Origin of the sequence: Kitasatospora sp. NBC_00240 (assembly GCF_026342405.1) — a bacterium.
Lineage (GTDB): Bacteria > Actinomycetota > Actinomycetes > Streptomycetales > Streptomycetaceae > Kitasatospora.
The window spans coordinates 5,802,208-5,818,347 of record NZ_JAPEMU010000001.1 but is presented as its reverse complement, the minus strand read 5'-3'; the positions used below and the strand labels follow the sequence as shown (position 1 = coordinate 5,818,347).

The 16,140-nt window shown below is 75.2% G+C and carries 10 protein-coding genes; 4 read left to right on the top strand and 6 right to left on the bottom strand.

Going from position 1 to position 16,140, the window contains the following annotated elements; translation table 11 throughout:
* Window positions 1-5 precede the first annotated feature (5 nt).
* The 4 genes from sucC to OG689_RS24810 form a co-directional block, all read right to left on the bottom strand.
* Window positions 6-1,178 (bottom strand): ADP-forming succinate--CoA ligase subunit beta, encoded by a 1,173-nt coding sequence (gene sucC / locus OG689_RS24825; protein WP_266323084.1) that lies wholly within the window; start codon window positions 1,176-1,178, stop codon window positions 6-8.
* Between the two features lie 338 nt (window positions 1,179-1,516).
* Window positions 1,517-2,773 carry a VWA domain-containing protein gene (locus OG689_RS24820; RefSeq protein WP_266323083.1) on the bottom strand — a complete coding sequence of 419 codons (1,257 nt, stop codon included), beginning with the start codon at window positions 2,771-2,773 and terminating at the stop codon, window positions 1,517-1,519.
* 183 nt (window positions 2,774-2,956) lie between these two features.
* Window positions 2,957-5,527 carry a DUF5682 family protein gene (locus OG689_RS24815; protein ID WP_266323082.1) on the bottom strand — a complete coding sequence of 857 codons (2,571 nt, stop codon included), beginning with the start codon at window positions 5,525-5,527 and terminating at the stop codon, window positions 2,957-2,959.
* Window positions 5,528-5,561: 34 nt separating this feature from the next.
* Window positions 5,562-6,674 carry an AAA family ATPase gene (locus OG689_RS24810; protein ID WP_266323081.1) on the bottom strand — a complete coding sequence of 371 codons (1,113 nt, stop codon included), beginning with the start codon at window positions 6,672-6,674 and terminating at the stop codon, window positions 5,562-5,564.
* Window positions 6,675-6,900: 226 nt separating this feature from the next.
* Here OG689_RS24810 and OG689_RS24805 point away from each other — a divergent pair, with 226 nt between their 5' ends.
* Window positions 6,901-8,226, top strand: coding sequence for an SWIM zinc finger family protein (locus OG689_RS24805; protein ID WP_266323080.1), 1,326 nt, complete (start codon window positions 6,901-6,903; stop codon window positions 8,224-8,226).
* A gap of 132 nt (window positions 8,227-8,358) precedes the next feature.
* Window positions 8,359-10,065 carry a DUF5691 domain-containing protein gene (locus tag OG689_RS24800; protein WP_266323079.1) on the top strand — a complete coding sequence of 569 codons (1,707 nt, stop codon included), beginning with the start codon at window positions 8,359-8,361 and terminating at the stop codon, window positions 10,063-10,065.
* A 192-nt stretch (window positions 10,066-10,257) separates the two neighbouring features.
* Here the strand turns inward: OG689_RS24800 and OG689_RS24795 are convergent, their stop codons facing one another.
* Complete coding sequence (locus tag OG689_RS24795) at window positions 10,258-10,665, bottom strand: cobalamin B12-binding domain-containing protein (protein ID WP_190210917.1); 408 nt, start codon at window positions 10,663-10,665, stop codon at window positions 10,258-10,260.
* A gap of 489 nt (window positions 10,666-11,154) precedes the next feature.
* Between OG689_RS24795 and OG689_RS24790 the strand changes: the two genes are divergently transcribed.
* Entirely contained in the window at window positions 11,155-12,111 is a 957-nt protein-coding gene (locus OG689_RS24790; protein ID WP_266323078.1) for an alpha/beta fold hydrolase, read from the top strand.
* 272 nt (window positions 12,112-12,383) lie between these two features.
* Complete coding sequence (locus OG689_RS24785; RefSeq protein WP_266323077.1) at window positions 12,384-13,163, top strand: M23 family metallopeptidase; 780 nt, start codon at window positions 12,384-12,386, stop codon at window positions 13,161-13,163.
* A gap of 90 nt (window positions 13,164-13,253) precedes the next feature.
* Here the strand turns inward: OG689_RS24785 and pcrA are convergent, their stop codons facing one another.
* Window positions 13,254-15,917: a DNA helicase PcrA gene (pcrA, locus tag OG689_RS24780; RefSeq protein WP_266323076.1), complete on the bottom strand. Its 2,664-nt coding sequence runs from the start codon at window positions 15,915-15,917 to the stop codon at window positions 13,254-13,256.
* Window positions 15,918-16,140 lie beyond the last annotated feature (223 nt).

The following is a 16,140-nucleotide window of genomic DNA, read 5'->3' as shown; positions in this document are numbered from 1 at the left end:
CTCCCTTACTTGTTGGCCAGCTCGGCGGCGCGGTCGGCCGCACCGTCCATGGTGTCCACCTGCTCGACGAGCGGGTGGTTGGCGTCGGTCAGGATCTGACGCCCCAGCTCGGCGTTGTTGCCGTCGAGGCGGACGACGAGGGGCTTGGTGACGGCCTCGCCCTTCTCCTCCAGCAGCGCGAGCGCCTGCACGATGCCGTTGGCGACCGCGTCGCACGCGGTGATGCCGCCGAAGACGTTGACGAAGACCGACTTGACGTCGGCGTCGCCCAGGATGATCTCCAGGCCGTTCGCCATCACCTCGGCGGAGGCGCCGCCACCGATGTCGAGGAAGTTGGCGGGCTTGACGCCACCGTGGTTCTCACCGGCGTAGGCGACGACGTCCAGGGTGCTCATGACGAGACCCGCGCCGTTGCCGATGATGCCGACCTCGCCCTCGAGCTTGACGTAGTTCAGGCCCTTGGCCTTCGCCGCCGCCTCGAGGGGGTTGGCCGCGGCCTTGTCCTCGAGCTCCTCGTGGTGGGGCTGACGGAACTCGGCGTTCTCGTCCAGCGACACCTTGCCGTCAAGCGCGATGATCTTGCCCTCGCCGGACTTGATCAGCGGGTTGACCTCGACGAGGAGCGCGTCCTCGGCGATGAAGACCTTCCACAGCTTCTGCAGAACGTCGGCGACCTGGTCGGCGATCTCGGCCGGGAACTTCGCGGCCGCGACGATCTCGGCGGCCTTCTCCGGGGTGCAGCCCTCGTTGGCGTCGACCGGGATCTTGGCCAGTGCGTCCGGGTTCTCCTCGGCGACGACCTCGATCTCCACGCCGCCCTCGACGCTGGCCATGGCCAGGAAGGTGCGGTTGGTGCGGTCCAGCAGGAACGAGACGTAGTACTCGTCCTTGATGTCCGCGGTCTGGGCCAGCATCACCTTGTGAACGGTGTGACCCTTGATGTCCATACCGAGGATCGCCTCGGCCTTGGCGACCGCGTCGGCCGGGTCGGCGGCGAGCTTGACGCCGCCGGCCTTGCCACGGCCACCGACCTTCACCTGAGCCTTGACGACGGCGCGTCCACCGAAGCGCTCGGCGATGGCACGAGCTGCTTCGGGGGTCTCGATGACGTCCCCGTCAAGCACGGGTACACCGTGCTTGGCGAAGAGGTCCCTCGCCTGGTACTCGAACAGGTCCACGTGTGTTCGTCCTTGTTCGTGGTCGCGGATTGTGTCTCTACGAGCGTGCCACGGCAGGATCTTCGCTGCGGGTCGTCGAGGCGGTGCAGGTACGCAGAGATACGGCCTTGCGGCCCACACAGCCACGGGCGCACACGTCAATCAACACGCGCGTCACGTCCGTCTGGCAGGTTATCCCCGTACGACGGGCCTGTTTCGCCCGGGACCGGCCCGGGTTTGGTGAGAACCGTCACAACGGCCCGCCCACGGCGTGTCGGGCGTGCCGCTCACCGCGCCCGGCGACCCCCGGTGAGGTCCGACCCGGTTCACCCGTCCGGGTGAATTTCCGGTCCGGCCGCTCAGTTCTGCAGGTCGGGTACCGGCAGCGGACGCTTCTCGATCGCGGCCGCCATGATCTCCGGGAAGGCGTCCGGGGTGCAGGCGAAGGCGGGCGCCCCCAGGGCGGCCAGCGCGGCCGCGTGGGCGTGGTCGTACGCCGGGGCCCCCTCGTCCGAGAGGGCCAGCAGGGCGATGAACTGGACGCCGGACGCCTTCATCGCCGCGACCCGCTTGAGCATCTCGTTGCGGATGCCGCCCTCGTAGAGGTCGCTGATCAGCACCACGATCGTCTCCGAGGGCCGGGTGATCCGCGACTGGCAGTAGGCCAGCGCCCGGTTGATGTCGGTGCCGCCGCCGAGCTGAGTCGCGAACAGCACGTCCACCGGATCGCTCAGTTGCTCGGTGAGGTCGACCACCGAGGTGTCGAAGACCACCAGTCGGGTGTCCAGCGTCTTCATCGAGGCGAGCACCGCGCCGAACACCGCCGAATGGACCACCGACGGCGCCATCGAACCGGACTGGTCGATGCAGAGGATCACGTCCTTCTTCACCGCCCGCTGGGCCCGGGCGTAGCCGATCAGCCGCTCGGGGACGACCGTGCCGCGCCCGTCCGGGCCGGCCTCGGGCAGGTAGTTCTTGAGATTGGCCCGGATCGTGCGGTCCCAGTCGATGTCGCGGTGGCGGGGGCGGTTGACCTTCGCACTGCGGTCCAGCGCACCGCCGAGGGTGGCCCTGGTCCGGTCGGCCAGCCGGCGCTCCAGGTCCGCGACCACCTTGCCGACCACGGCCCGGGCGGTCTCCCGGGTGGTCTCGGGCAGCGCGTGCTTCAGCGAGAGCAGCGTGCCGACCAGGTGGACGTCCGGCTCGACGGCCTCCAGCATCTCCGGCTCCAGCAGCAGGCGCTCCAGGCCCAGCCGGGAGATGGCGTCCTGCTGCATCAGCTGGACGACCGAACTCGGGAAGTACTCCCGGATGTCGCCCAGCCAGCGGGCCACCTGCGGCGCGGACCCGCCCAGCCCGGCAGTGCGCGGGCCCGGCTTCGCACCCTCGCCGGCCTCCCCCCGGTAGAGGGCGGCGAGGGCGGCGTCCATCGCGGCGTCCCGGCCGAGGAGGCGGCAGCCCGTCCCGTCGGCCTCCCCGCCGAGCACCAGCCGCCAGCGGCGCAGCCGCTCGGCGTCGGCGTCCGAACCGGTGCCCGGACCGGAACCGAGGGCGGTGCCGGCGGCCGTACCGGGGGCGCCGCCGCCGGCCGCGGCGAACTGGGGTGTGACGGACATCGGGCACTCCTTCTGACGGGATCTCGGACTTGGGTTCTCGCGATGTCGCGTCGTCGTCGGGACTTCAGGGCAGCGGGACTTCGGACAGCGGTACTGCAAGGCAGCGGTTCTGCAGGGCTTCAGGACAGCGGTTCTGCAGGGCTTCAGGACAGTGCCGGCGCCTGAGGACGCCAAAGCGCCGGCTCAGGCACTGCGGCGGTCGGTCTGCCGGGGGATCCGCCGCAGGCCGTCGCCCGGCCGGCCGGGACCGGCCGGCGACTGCGGCCCGGCCAGGCCGAGCAGCAGGGCCACGGTGGGCAGCGCGGCGTCCGCACGTTCCTCGTCGAGGTCCGCCGCCGGGCCGGCCGGCCGCGCCGCCGGGGCGCCGAGCGGACCGGCGGCCACCTGCTCGCCGACCGTGCGGCGCACCCCGGCCTCCAAGGCGGAGAACGTCCGGCGCAGCAGCGGCAGCACATCGGTGAAGACCTCGCCGGGCACGCCCGCCAGCCAGCCGTCCAGCAGACCCAGCAGGCGGGCGTCGTGCAGCAGCAGGGCGCCGCCGCCCGACAGGAAGCCCTCCACCCAGCCCGCGGCGTCCGCCGGGGCACTGGCCGTGGAGAGCACCAGACCCATCCGGCGGCCCGCCTCCGCGGAGTCCAGCCGGCCGTCGTCCAGCAGCAGCCGCACGGCCCGGCCGCGGAGCAGCCCGGGGACGCCGGTCGCCGCGCCGCCGGCCGGCTCGCGGCGGGCCAGCGAGCCGAGGGTGGCGGCCCAGCGGTCGGCGAGCGTATCGGCCGCCGGGCGCGGGGCGCCGCCCTGACCGGTGCCGGTAGTTCCGGTGCTGCCGGCGGCGCCGGTGCCCGTCCCGGCGGCGTTCTCCAGCAGGCCGATCGCCGCGTGCACCTCGTCGACGGAGCGCCGCATCGCCGCCGCGCCCTCCGCGTCCAGGCCGGTGCAGGCGGGCGGCAGGCCGACGCAGACCCGCTCGGCCAGCCCCCTGGCCACCGCGTCCAGCGCGGTGCTGTCCGTGCCCCGGACGTCCCCGTACCGCAGGGCCCGGACCAACGAGGGCAGTGCCCCGGCCAGTTGGGCCACGTCTGTGTCGAGGGCGGCCCGGTCGGCGAGCACCCGCATCACCGCGGGCAGCGCCCGCGACAGGCCTGCCAGCAGACAGCGCTCCACCAGCCCGGTCAGCGCGCCGAGTTCGCCGGCCCGGGCGGCCGTCTCCACCGCCTTGCCGGTCGCCGCGTCCTCGACCGTGGTGCCCCACTGGGCGGCCTCCACGATCCGGACCGCGAACTCCGGCTCCCAGCGCAGCCGCCAGCTCTCCCGGAAGGTGCCGGTGGAGTTGACCGCGGACCGGCTCGGGGTGCCCCAGTCGACGCCGAGCAGCCGCAGGCGGTGCAGCAGCCGGGAGCGGGCGACGTCGTTCTCCTTGCGGAGGTCGAGGTCCAGATCCCGGGCCTCGGGCTCCGGCTTGAGCCGCAGGGTGCGCTGGAGCCGGGTGAGGTCCCGTTGGAGCGGCACGGCCGGGGCCGCGTCGGGCACCTCGCCCAGCGCGTCGCCGATCACCAGCCGGTCGTGCACCAGGGCCAGCGCGACGTCCGAGCCGTCGCACATCACCGAGCGGACGGCGTCCAGCGTCTCGGTCAGCCCGGCCAGCGGGCGGCCGCGCATCACCGCGAGCGTGCCGGCCAGCCGGACGGCCTCGATGACGTGCGCGGACGAGACCGGGTGGTCCTCCCGGCGGAGCAGGTCGGCGGCCATCGTCATCCACCGGGCGAGCGGGTCGCCGTCGGCGGCGAACAGGTGGTGGTACCAGCCGGGCGAGGCGATGCCGGCGCCGTAGCCGGTGTGCTGGGAGAGCCGGCGGTGGGTCCACGGGACCCAGGTGATCTCGGTGCGGACCTTCTTGGGCAGGGTGGCGAGCAGGGCCCGGTCGTGCGCGACGGTCGGCATCGTGGCCAGCGCCGGGACGTGCCAGGCACCGCAGACGACGGCGATCCGCCGGTGCCCGGCCCGCCGGGCGGCCCGGACCTGCTGGCGCATGTACGCCTCGCGCAGCTCGTCGCGGCGCCCGGCCCCGCCGTCCTCGCGCAGTGCCGTCATGGCCTCGGCGACCGCCGTGAAGGGCGCGAGGGCGTCCGCGCCGGGGGCCCGGTGCTCGACCACGTCCTCCCACCAGCGCTCGGCGTCGTCGTGGCCGGCCGCCGCGGCCAGCGCGCCGATCGGGTCGCCGCCCGCCGGGCCGCCGTCCGGGAGGTGACCGTCCGGCCCGCCGTCCGGGAGGTGACCGTCCGGGAGGTGACCGTCCGGGAGGCCCTCCTGCCCACCGCCGTCCTCGCCCGGGCCGCTGTCGGCCGGGAGGGCCTGGTCCGGGCGGCTGTCCGGAGAAGTGCCCCCCGGCACTCCCCCTGACGGCTCGGACGGGCTCCGGGGCCCGGTCGGTTCCGTGGCGAGGCTGTACGCCGCGGGCAGGTCGATGAACCGGACGGGGACGTCGGCGTCGAGGGCGTACCGGATCGCGACCCATTCCGGGGAGAAGACCGCGAAGGGCCAGAACGCCGCCCTGGCCGGGTCGTCCACGGCGTGGGCCAGCAGGGCGACCGGCGGAACCATCTCCTTGTCGCCGGCCAGGTCGATGATCGGATCGGCCTCCGGCGGGCCCTCGACCAGCACCACGTCCGGCCGCAGCTGCTCCAGCGCGGCCGCCACCGCGCGCGCCGAACCCGGGCCGTGGTGCCGGACGCCGAGCAGCGTCACCTCTGCGCTCATCGCGCCTCCTCTCCTCGAAGACCGTCGGTCGGGTTCAGCGGGCGTTCTCGCGGGCGGCGCGGTAGAAGTCCTTCCAGCCGTCGCGCTCGCGGACCACGCCCTCCAGGTACTCGCGCCAGACCACCTGGTCGGCGACCGGGTCGCGCAGGACGGCGCCGAGGATGCCCGTGGTCACGTCGCCGGCCCGGAGCACCCCGTCGCCGAAGTGCGCGGCCAGCGCGAGGCCGTTGGTGACCACCGAGATCGCCTCGGCCGTCGACAGGGTGCTGCTCGGCGTCTTCACCTTCGTCCGCCCGTCGGCGGTGATGCCGTCCCGCAGCTCGCGGAAGACGGTGACCACCCGGCGGATCTCCTCCGCCCCGCCCGGCAGCTCCGGCAGGTCCAGCGAGCGGCCCAGCTGGCCGACCCGGCGGGTGACGATGTCGACCTCCTCGTCCAGCGTCGCGGGCAGCGGCAGCACCACCGTGTTGAACCGGCGGCGCAGCGCGCTCGACAGCTCGTTGACGCCGCGGTCCCGGTCGTTCGCGGTGGCGATCAGGTTGAAGCCGCGGACCGCCTGGGTCTCACCGCCCAGCTCGGGGACCGGCAGGGTCTTCTCGGACAGGATGGTGATCAGGCTGTCCTGGACGTCGGCCGGGATCCGGGTCAGCTCCTCCACCCGGGCGATCTTGCCGTCGGCCATCGCCCGCATCACCGGCGAGGGCACCAGGGCGGCCCGGCTGGGGCCGTGGGCGAGCAGCTGGGCGTAGTTCCAGCCGTACCGGACGGCCTCCTCGGGCGTGCCCGCGGTGCCCTGGACGAGCAGCGTGGAGTCCCCGCTGATCGCGGCCGCCAGGTGCTCGGACACCCAGGTCTTGGCCGTCCCCGGCACCCCGAGCAGCAGCAGCGCCCGGTCGGTGGCCAGGGTGGTGACGGCGACCTCGACGATCCGGCGCGGGCCGATGTACTTGGGGGTGATCACGGTGCCGTCGGGCAGCTCCCCGCCCAGCAGGTAGGTGGCCACGGCCCACGGCGAGAGCCGCCAGCGCTCGGGGCGCGGGCGGTCGTCCTGCCCGGCGAGCGCGGCCAGCTCGGCGGCGAACGCGTCCTCGGCGTGCTCCCGCAGCACCTCGGCGTCGGTCGTCCCGGCAGTCGTCGCAGTCGTCATGGGGGCTCCTTCTGGTCGGCCGCCGGACACACCTGTGGCAGGGGTCGCGGGCGGCGGGGTGATCGATGGGGAGCATCGGCGCAGATGTCGTCCGGCCGGCGGGAAGGGCCCCGTCCGGCCTGCTCGAACAACCATGCACCCCGCCACTGACAACCGGTCGCGGGCCACTGACCGGCGATCAGTTCGGCCGCCCCCGTTGTCAGTCCCTCCCCCTAGCGTCGTGGCCATGGAGGAACGCTGGAGCACCGAACACGTCCTGTCCCTGGCGCCTGACGCCCCCTCATGCAAGGCGGCGGGCAAGCTGTCCTCGCCCGCGCCCTGGTCGGGCACGGGCACCGACGGGGCGGCCCTCTGGGGCGAGTGCAAGGGCAGCGGCAGCACGCCGTACCGGACGGTCGTCGAACTGACCACGCCCGCCTACCGGTGCAGCTGCCCGAGCCGCAAGTTCCCGTGCAAGCACGCCCTCGGGCTGCTCCTGCTGTGGAGCGGCAGCCCCGAGGCCGTCCCGGCCGGCGCCGAGCCCGCCGACTGGGCCGCCGACTGGCTGAAGGAGCGCCAGGAACGCACCGAACAGGCCGCCGAGCGGCGCACCGCCAAGGCCGAGGCGGCCGCCGCCGACCCGGCCGCCGCGCGGCGGCGGGCCGAGAAGCGCTCCGCCCGGGTCGCGGCCGGCGCGCAGGAGCTCCGGCTCCGGCTCGCCGACCGGATCCGGCACGGCCTGGCCGACACCGGCGGCACCCGGTCCGACTGGGAGGAGGTCGCCGCCCGGATGGTCGACGCCCAGGCCCCGGGCCTGGCCACCAAGGTCCGCGAACTGGACCACACCGCGCAGGGCGACCTGCTGGAGGAGTACGCGATGCTGCATCTGCTGGCCACCGCCTACGGCCGGGTCGACGACCTGCCCGAGGCGCTCGGCGCCACCGTCCGCGCCCGGGTCGGCTTCACCTCCGAGACCGCCGAACTGCTCGCCGGCCCCACCGTCCGGGACCGCTGGCAGGTCCTGGGGGTGCGCGACACCCCCGACGAACGGCTGACCACCCGCCGGCTCTGGCTGCGCGGCGCCAAGACCGGCCGCCCCGCCCTGCTGCTCGCCTTCGGCCGCCCCGGCCAGGCCCCCGACCTGGCCCTGCCCACCGGCCAGGAACTGGAGGCCGAGCTGGCCTTCCACCCCGGTGCCCGGCCGCTGCGCGCCGTCCTCGGCACCCGCTACGGCGCGCCGCAGTCCCCCGGCGACGCCGTCCCGGCGGGCATCTCCCCGGCCGAGGCGCTGGCCGGCTACGGCGCGGCCGTCGCCGAGGACCCGTGGACCGAGTCCTGGCCCACCGTGCTGACCGGCGTGATCCCGGTCCACGACATCGACGGCTGGCACCTCACCGACGGCCGGCACAGCCTGCGACTGCACCGGGCCGGCCTGCCCGAGCCGGCGCTCTGGCAGCTCGCCGCCGTCTCCGGCGGCCGCCCGGTCACCCTCTTCGGCGAGTGCGGCCACCGCGGCTTCACCCCCGTCACCGTCTGGGACGAGCACGGCCGCCCGAGCGGCCTCACGCAGTAGGGCGCGGCGGCCGCCGCACCCGCCCCCGGGGCCGTGCGCACCGCCACCGCCCGAGCCTCCGCCACCCGCAGCCACAGCCGCGCCCGCAGCCGATCGGCGCCGGCCCGGCCACCACCCTTCAGGAGCCCGCACGTGACGGCCACCCGAACCGAACCCGCCGCCCCGGCCGACGCCTGGGAGGAGCTCCGGACCACCGCCCTGCTGGGCACCGACCGCCGCCCGCTCCCCGCGCCCGCCGGGTCGCCGGCCCTGGTCGCCGCCGCGACCGCGGTCGACCGGACGGACCCGGCCACCGCCCTGCTGGAGCTGGCCGCCCTCACCGCCGTCCGGCGCCGGGCCGGTGCCAGGCCCGCCACCGTGCCGTCCGCCGGGGGCGCCGCCCCCGCCGACCCGAGGCCCGAACTGCCCGTGGCCGCCGCCCGCCGGCTCACCGTCCTGCTGGACGGGCGCGCCGGCGGCGCGGGCGGCACCCTCGCCAACCTCACCGAACTGCTCCCGCAGTGGCTCGCCACCGCCCGGGCCCGCGGCTTCCGGCCGCCCGCCGCGCTGCTGCCCGCCCTGCTGGACGGTGCCCGCGGCCGCAGCGAACTGCGCGGCGACGTGGTCGCCCTGGCCGGCCCGCTGGGGCGCTGGCTGGCCGAGCGGAACCCCGACTGGCGCTTCGTGCTGCGCACCGCCACGGACGCGCCCGGCCCGGCCGGGCCGGCGGCCTCCGAACCGCCCGGCGACGCGGACGGCACCGGCAGCACGAGCACCTCGGGCGACACCGGCGCCCCCGGCGACGAGCACCGGATCTGGCACGAGGGCCTGTTCGCCGAACGCGTCACCCACCTGACCCGGCTGCGCCGCACCGACCCGGCCGCCGGCCTCGACCTGCTGCGCGGCACCTGGCCGACCGAACGGGCCGAGGACCGCCTGCTCTTCCTGGACGCCCTCCAGGACGGCCTCTCCCCGTCGGACGAGCCCTTCCTGGAGGCCGCCCTCGGCGACCGCAGCAAGAACGTCCGCGCGACGGCCGCCGAACTGCTCTCCACCCTCCCCGGTTCCGCCCTCGCCACCCGGATGGCCGAGCGCGCCCGGGCCGCCGTACGGCTCGCCGGCACCGGCCACGCGCTGCTGGTCACGCCGCCGGCCGAGTGCGACGCCGCGATGCAGCGCGACGGCGTGGCCCCGAAGTCGCCGACCGGGCGCGGCGAGCGCGCCTGGTGGTTCGGCGAGATCGTCGCGGCCACCCCGCTGAGCACCTGGACGGACGACACCGGCCTGACGCCCGCCCGACTGCTCGGGCTGCCGGTCGGCGACGCCGGCCCGGACGGCAAGGGGGCCGACCGGGCCGACGGCACCTGGACGGACGATCTGCGCGAGGGCTGGGCCCGGGCCGCGGTCCGCCAGCACGACGCCGACTGGGCCCGCGCCCTGCTCGGGCCGGCACCCAGGCCCGGGCGGGACGGCCGGACCACCCGCACCGCCGGGGCACCCGCCAAGCTGCTCGCCGTCCTGCCCGCGTCCGAGCGGGCGGCCTGGACGGCCGCGTTCATCCAGGCCCACGGCCTGGGTGAGGCCTTCCAACTGCTGGGGGCGTGCGCCACCCCGTGGACGCCCCCGCTCTCCACCGCCGTGGTGGCGGCCCTGGAGCGGGCCGCCCGCTCCGGGACGTACCCCTGGAGCCACAGCGGGGTCCTCGGGATGACCGAGCGGGCGCTAGCCCCGGAGGCCGCTCCCGCCGTGGAGGCCCTGGCGTCCGACGCCGCGCCCGACACCGCCTGGGCGGAGACCTTCGCCCGGCTCGCGGGGACCTTGCGCTTCCGGGCGGCGATGCTGGCCGAGCTCGACGTCTGAGCCCCGGGGCCGGCGGCAGACCGCGTGCCCCGGTGCCGGCTGCCTGCCGCGTGGAAGGCCCGGGCCGACGCGGCCCGGGCCCGGCGCGGCCTGCCGCCGCCCGCGGGAGGCGCACGGAACACGCGAGGGCGCCGCCGGAAGGAATCCGGCGGCGCCCCCACGGCGGCTACGGGAGCCGGGCCGGTGCGGCGCTCAGCTCGCGGCCCGCAGGTTGGCCTCGACCCAGGCCACCACGTCCCGGGTGGGGGTGCCCGGGGTGAAGATGTCGGCGACACCGAGCGCCTTGAGCTCGACGATGTCCTCCTCGGGGATGATCCCGCCGCAGAACACCTTGATGTCCGCCGCGTCCCGCTCCCTGAGCAGCTCCAGCACCCGCGCGCAGAGCGTCATGTGGGCGCCGGAGAGGATCGAGAGGCCGATGCCGTCCGCGTCCTCCTGGATCGCGGTGTCCACGACCTGCTCGGGAGTCTGGTGCAGGCCGGTGTAGATGACCTCCATGCCGGCGTCGCGCAGCGCGCGGGCGATCACCTTGGCACCACGGTCGTGACCGTCCAGCCCCGGCTTGGCCACCACTACGCGGATCGGCCCTGACACACCCATCACTGCCTCCTGGACGACGTTGTCCACCACCCCTCCGGATTGTGTCCGGTCCGGGTGTTGTTAACCATCGATAACTAAACCTGAGGGGAGGTTAGCGCCCAGGGGGCCGGTTGGTCGTTTCGCCCTTCCAAGGGAGGGGAAAATCACAGCACCGCGCGTTCGCCGCGGCCCCACCCTCCGCCCACGGGCTCCCGCGTGCCCGGGCGGCCCAGCCGTACCCGCACCCGCACCACCAGGGACGCACCACCAGGGACGTAGGACCGCGGGCGCCCGTCACGGGCCCGGCCACCGACGCCGGTCACGGGCACCGCCACCGACGACCCGGCACGGACGACCGGCCACCGACCCGTCGCCCGCCCGCCTGACCAGACCCCTCGGGACCGCCCGGCCGCATCGGCCGCGCCCTCCCGGCCGGGCCACCGTTCGACCGCCCCGCGCCGCCCGCCCACCGGGCGCCCCGCCCCGCCGCCGATCCCGGGGAGCCGCCGCATGTCCGTTCCCTTCCAGCGAGCCGCCGACGCCGTCCGGGGCGCCGGGGCCGAGGCCGCCGCCATCGCCGGCCACCTCGTCCGCTACCCCACCGGAGTGGGTGACGAGCCCCGCCCGCCGGCGGGCCGCCCGTGCCCGCCGCAGCACGACGGGCCCGCGCCGGGGCCCGGGGAGGCGCCCGGGGGCGCCGCCGAGGCCGGCCGCCCGCACCCGGGGCCGGTGCTGTTCCTGCACGGCTTCGCCGACAACCGCGCCGTCTTCCACCCCCTGCTCCGGGCGCTGCGCCGGGACGGCTGGACGCATCTGCACGCCCTCAACCACTCCCCGCTGACCAGTGACGTGCGGACCGCCGCCGTCCTGCTCGGCCGGCATGTGGAGTGGGCCCGGCGGGCGCACCGGGGCGCGCTGGTCGCCCTGGTCGGGCACAGCCTGGGCGGCCTGATCGCCCGGTACTACGTCCAGCGCCTCGGCGGGGACGAGCACGTGCCGACCGTGATCACCCTGGCCGCCCCGCACGAGGGGACCCTCGCCGCCCACCTGCCCAACCCGTTCCCGATCACCCGGCAGATGCGGCCCGGCAGTGACCTGCTGACCGAGCTGCGGCGGCCGGCGGCGACCTGTCGCACCCGGTTCACCGCCTTCTGGGGCGAGCTGGACGAGGTCGTGCTGCCCGCCCGCAACGGCCGCCTGCGGCACCCCGATCTGGCGGCCGAGAACATCATGGTCCCGGGGGCCGGCCATGTGGCCCTGCCGGTGGACCGCCGGGTGGTGGACGGGGTGCGCCGGATCCTGTCCGCCGCGGAGGCCGGCCCCGCCCACCACGGGACGGCCGGACCGACCGCCGTTCGCGCCGACGGCCGGATGGACGGGCAGCTGCCCGGGCCGCCGGACGGGCGGACGGATCTGCGGGCGGACCGCCCCCCGACCGACCCGCCCGCCGACCGCCTGTCGGCCTGACGCCGGCTCCCGGATGCCGGATGCCGGGCGCCGGGCCGCCCCGGCCCGAGAGCCGGCCGCCGCCGTCGGGGACGTCAACGGCGGCCCCGCGTGCCGCAGGACACGCCCGGCACACCGCACCCGCACGCCATCACCACAGCGGCGGGGCGATCCGGCTGCCTGAATGGCCGTCAGTCCTCTTGACATCCGGACTTTTGTCCGGACTCGGCCAGGGCGGCTACAGTCTCGGCTGTTTTCCCCCTCGCCCGAGGACCACCTGGAGGCAGCGCCCGATGGCTGACGCAGTCCGCCCCACCCGCGCGGAACTGCGGGTCGCCGCCCGCGCGCAGTCGCGCTCCGAACGCCGCGGCGCCGCGAAGGCCGCCACCCGTACGGCCCTGCTGGGTGTCGCGCTGCCCTCGCTGGCCGCTCTGGGCGTGGCCGGTGCCGCGGCCGTAACAGTGCGGGGCGACGCCGACCGCTCGACGGTCGCCGGTCCGGCCACCGAGGCCGCCCCGGCCGCGGCCCCCGCCGACGGACGGACGACCGACGCGGCCGGCGGGACGGACGCCGAGCGCGCCGCCCGCGGCGAGGCCCGGCCCCCGCTGTCCGCCCAGGAGGCCGCCGTACCGGCCCCCACCGAGACCGCGCCGGCCGCGGCGCCCGTCCCGGAGCGCCCGAAGGTGTCGCTGCCGGTGGAGCTGCACGGCCTGAGCGCCACCTACGGCGAGGCCGGCACGCACTGGACGGCGCGGCACACCGGGATCGACTTCCCCGTCCAGGGCGGGACCCCGGTGATGGCGGTCACCGACGGCACCGTCCGCACGCAGTGGAACTCGGCGTACGGCTACATGGCCATAGTGAAGGCCCCGGACGGCACCGAGACCTGGTACTGCCACCTGCGCACCTACAAGGTCCGCAAGGGCCAGGTGAAGGCCGGCGACGTGATCGCCTACTCGGGCAGCAGCGGCAACAGCACCGGCCCGCACCTGCACTTCGAGGTCCGCCCGGACGGCGGCGCCCCGATCGACCCGCTGCCCTGGCTGCTCGGTCAGGGGCTCGACCCGCGCTGATCCCGGGCCCCGATCCCGGGCCCGAAAGCCGCGCTCGAAAGCCGTGCCGGCCCCCCGGCCCGGAGCGGCTGCCCCGGGCCGGACCGGACGCTAGAGCTTCTCCACCGGCGCGTAGCGCAGCAGCAGCTGCTTGCGACCGGCGGTGCCGAAGTCCACGGTGGCCTGTGCCTTGTCGCCGACACCGGCGGTCGCCACCACCGTGCCGAGGCCGAAGGTGTCGTGGGTGACGCGGTCGCCGACCGCCAGGCCGACCACCTCGCGCTCGGTGACCCGGCGGGCCGACTGGCCCCAGCCGGCCTTCGGCGAGGCGGTGCTCGCCGCACCGCGCGAGCTGCCGCGCGAGCCGCCGCTGCCCGCGGTGAACCCGCCGGAGCCCGAGCCGCCGGAGTAGCCGCGCGAGGGCGGCGCCGAGGCCGCGCCCTTGCGCTTCCAGTCCACCAGCGGCTCCGGGATCTCCTCCAGGAACCGCGAGGCCGGGTTGTACGAGGGCTGGCCCCAGGCACTGCGCAGCACCGACCTGGTCAGGTAGAGCCGCTGCCGGGCCCGGGTCAGGCCGACGTACGCGAGCCGCCGCTCCTCCTCCAGCTCCTTGACCTGGTTGAGCGCCCGCATGTGCGGGAAGATGCCGTCCTCCATGCCGGTCAGGAAGACGACGGGGAACTCCAGGCCCTTGGCGGTGTGCAGGGTCATCATGGTGATGACGCCCGCGCCGTCGTCGTCCTCGGGGATCTGGTCGGAGTCGGCGACCAGCGCGACCCGCTCCAGGAAGTCGGCCAGCGAGCCGAGCGGCGGGGTGGCGTCGCCCTCCTCCGCCTCCGGGCGCTCGCCCGGATCCTGCTCGTACTCCAGGGCGACCGAGGCGAGCTCCTGGAGGTTCTCCACCCGGGTCTCGTCCTGCGGGTCGGTGGAGGACTGCAGTTCGGCGAGGTAGCCGGTCTCCTCCAGCACCGCCTCCAGCACGGCGGCCGGCCCGGCGCCGGACTCGACGATCTGCCGCAGCCCGGCCATCAGGGTGTTGAACTTCTTCACCGCGTTGGCGGAGCGCGAGGCCATCCCGTACGCCTCGTCCACCCGGACGAGCGCCTGCGAGAAGCTGATCCGCTCGCGGGCGGCGAGGGCGTCGATCATCGCCTCGGCGCGGTCGCCGATGCCCCGCTTGGGGACGTTGAGGATCCGGCGCAGCGGCACGGTGTCCTCGGGGTTGGAGAGCACCCGCAGGTAGGCGAGGACGTCCCGGACCTCCTTGCGCTCGTAGAAGCGGACGCCGCCGACCACCTTGTACGGCAGGCCGACCCGGATGAAAACCTCCTCGAACACCCGGGACTGCGCGTTCGTCCGGTAGAAGATCGCCACGTCGCCGGGCCGGGCGTCGCCCGCGTCGGTGAGCCGGTCGATCTCGTCGGCGATGAACTGGGCCTCGCCGTGCTCGTCGTCCGCGACGTAGCCGACGACCTTCTCGCCGTCCTCGCCGGCCGTCCAGAGCTTCTTCTCGCGGCGGCTGGTGTTCCGCTCGATGACCGCGTTGGCGGCGCTCAGGATGGTCTGGGTGGAGCGGTAGTTCTGCTCCAGCAGGATGGTGGTGGCGTTCGGGTAGTCCTCCTCGAACTGGAGGATGTTGCGGATCGTCGCGCCGCGGAAGGCGTAGATCGACTGGTCCGCGTCACCGACGACGCACAGCTCGGCGGGCGGCACGTCGGCCGCCTGCGCGGCCGCCGGGTTCACCAGGTCGCCGTCCACGGTGCGCCTGGGCGCCGCGGTGGCGGTGCCGCCGCTGAGCTCGCGGACCAGCATGTACTGGGCGTGGTTGGTGTCCTGGTACTCGTCGACCAGGATGTGCCGGAACCGGCGGCGGTAGTACTCGGCGACGGCCGGGAACGCCTGCAGCAGGTTCACCGTGGTCATGATGATGTCGTCGAAGTCCAGCGCGTTGGCCTCGCGCAGGCGCCGCTGGTAGAGGAAGTACGCCTCGGCGAGCTTCTTCTCGGTCGGGTTGGCCGCCTGGGCGGAGTAGGTCTCCTCGTCGATCAGCTCGTTCTTGAGGTTGCTGATCTTCGAGGTGAAGGACTTCGGCGGGTACTGCTTCGGGTCCAGGTCCAGATCGCGGCAGACCAGGCCCATCAGCCGCTGCGAGTCCGCCGAGTCGTAGATCGAGAAGCTCGACGTGAAGCCGAGCAGCTTGCTCTCCCGGCGCAGGATCCGCACACAGGCGCTGTGGAAGGTGGACACCCACATCGCCCGGGCCCGCGGGCCGACCAGCTGCTCGACCCGCTCGCGCATCTCACCGGCGGCCTTGTTGGTGAAGGTGATCGCCAGGATCTCGCCGGGCTGCACGTGGCGCGCGCCGAGCAGGTAGGCGATGCGGTGGGTCAGCACCCGGGTCTTGCCGGAGCCGGCGCCGGCCACGATCAGCAGCGGCGCGCCCGCGTGCAGCACCGCCTCGCGCTGCGGGTCGTTCATGCCCTCCAGCAGCTGCGCCGGGTCGATCACGGTACGGGCGTGGCCGTTGCGGTAGTAGGCGTCGCGCTCGGTCTCCGCGGCGTAGTCCGTCCGGAAGAGGTCGGCCGGGATGGCCTCCTCGTAGGCGGTGTACGGGACATCCTCCTCGTACGGCGGCGGCTCCTCGTCGACGGGCGGGTCGAAGGGTTCGTCCAGGGGCGCGGCACCCGCGGCGGCGGGCCGCTTCGGGCCGGCGGGCTTCCGGGCGGCGGGCAGCTCGAAGCCGGGGAGCGGGAGGTCGTCAAAGAGGCTACTCATGGCACTCCGAGTCTATGACCCAGGACTGACAACACCGGCCGGATCACAAGGGCCGCCGGTTCGGTCGGCTTCCGACCGGGTCGGCGCCCCGATCCACCGCCACCCCGCCCCGGAACGAACAGTTGCGGACAGATCAGGGCGCGGCCGTGACTTGCGGCCCGGCCGGACCGCCGTGGCGCTAGCGTCCCCGTCCTGAGCCGGTCGGTACCGCCGGACCGGGCCG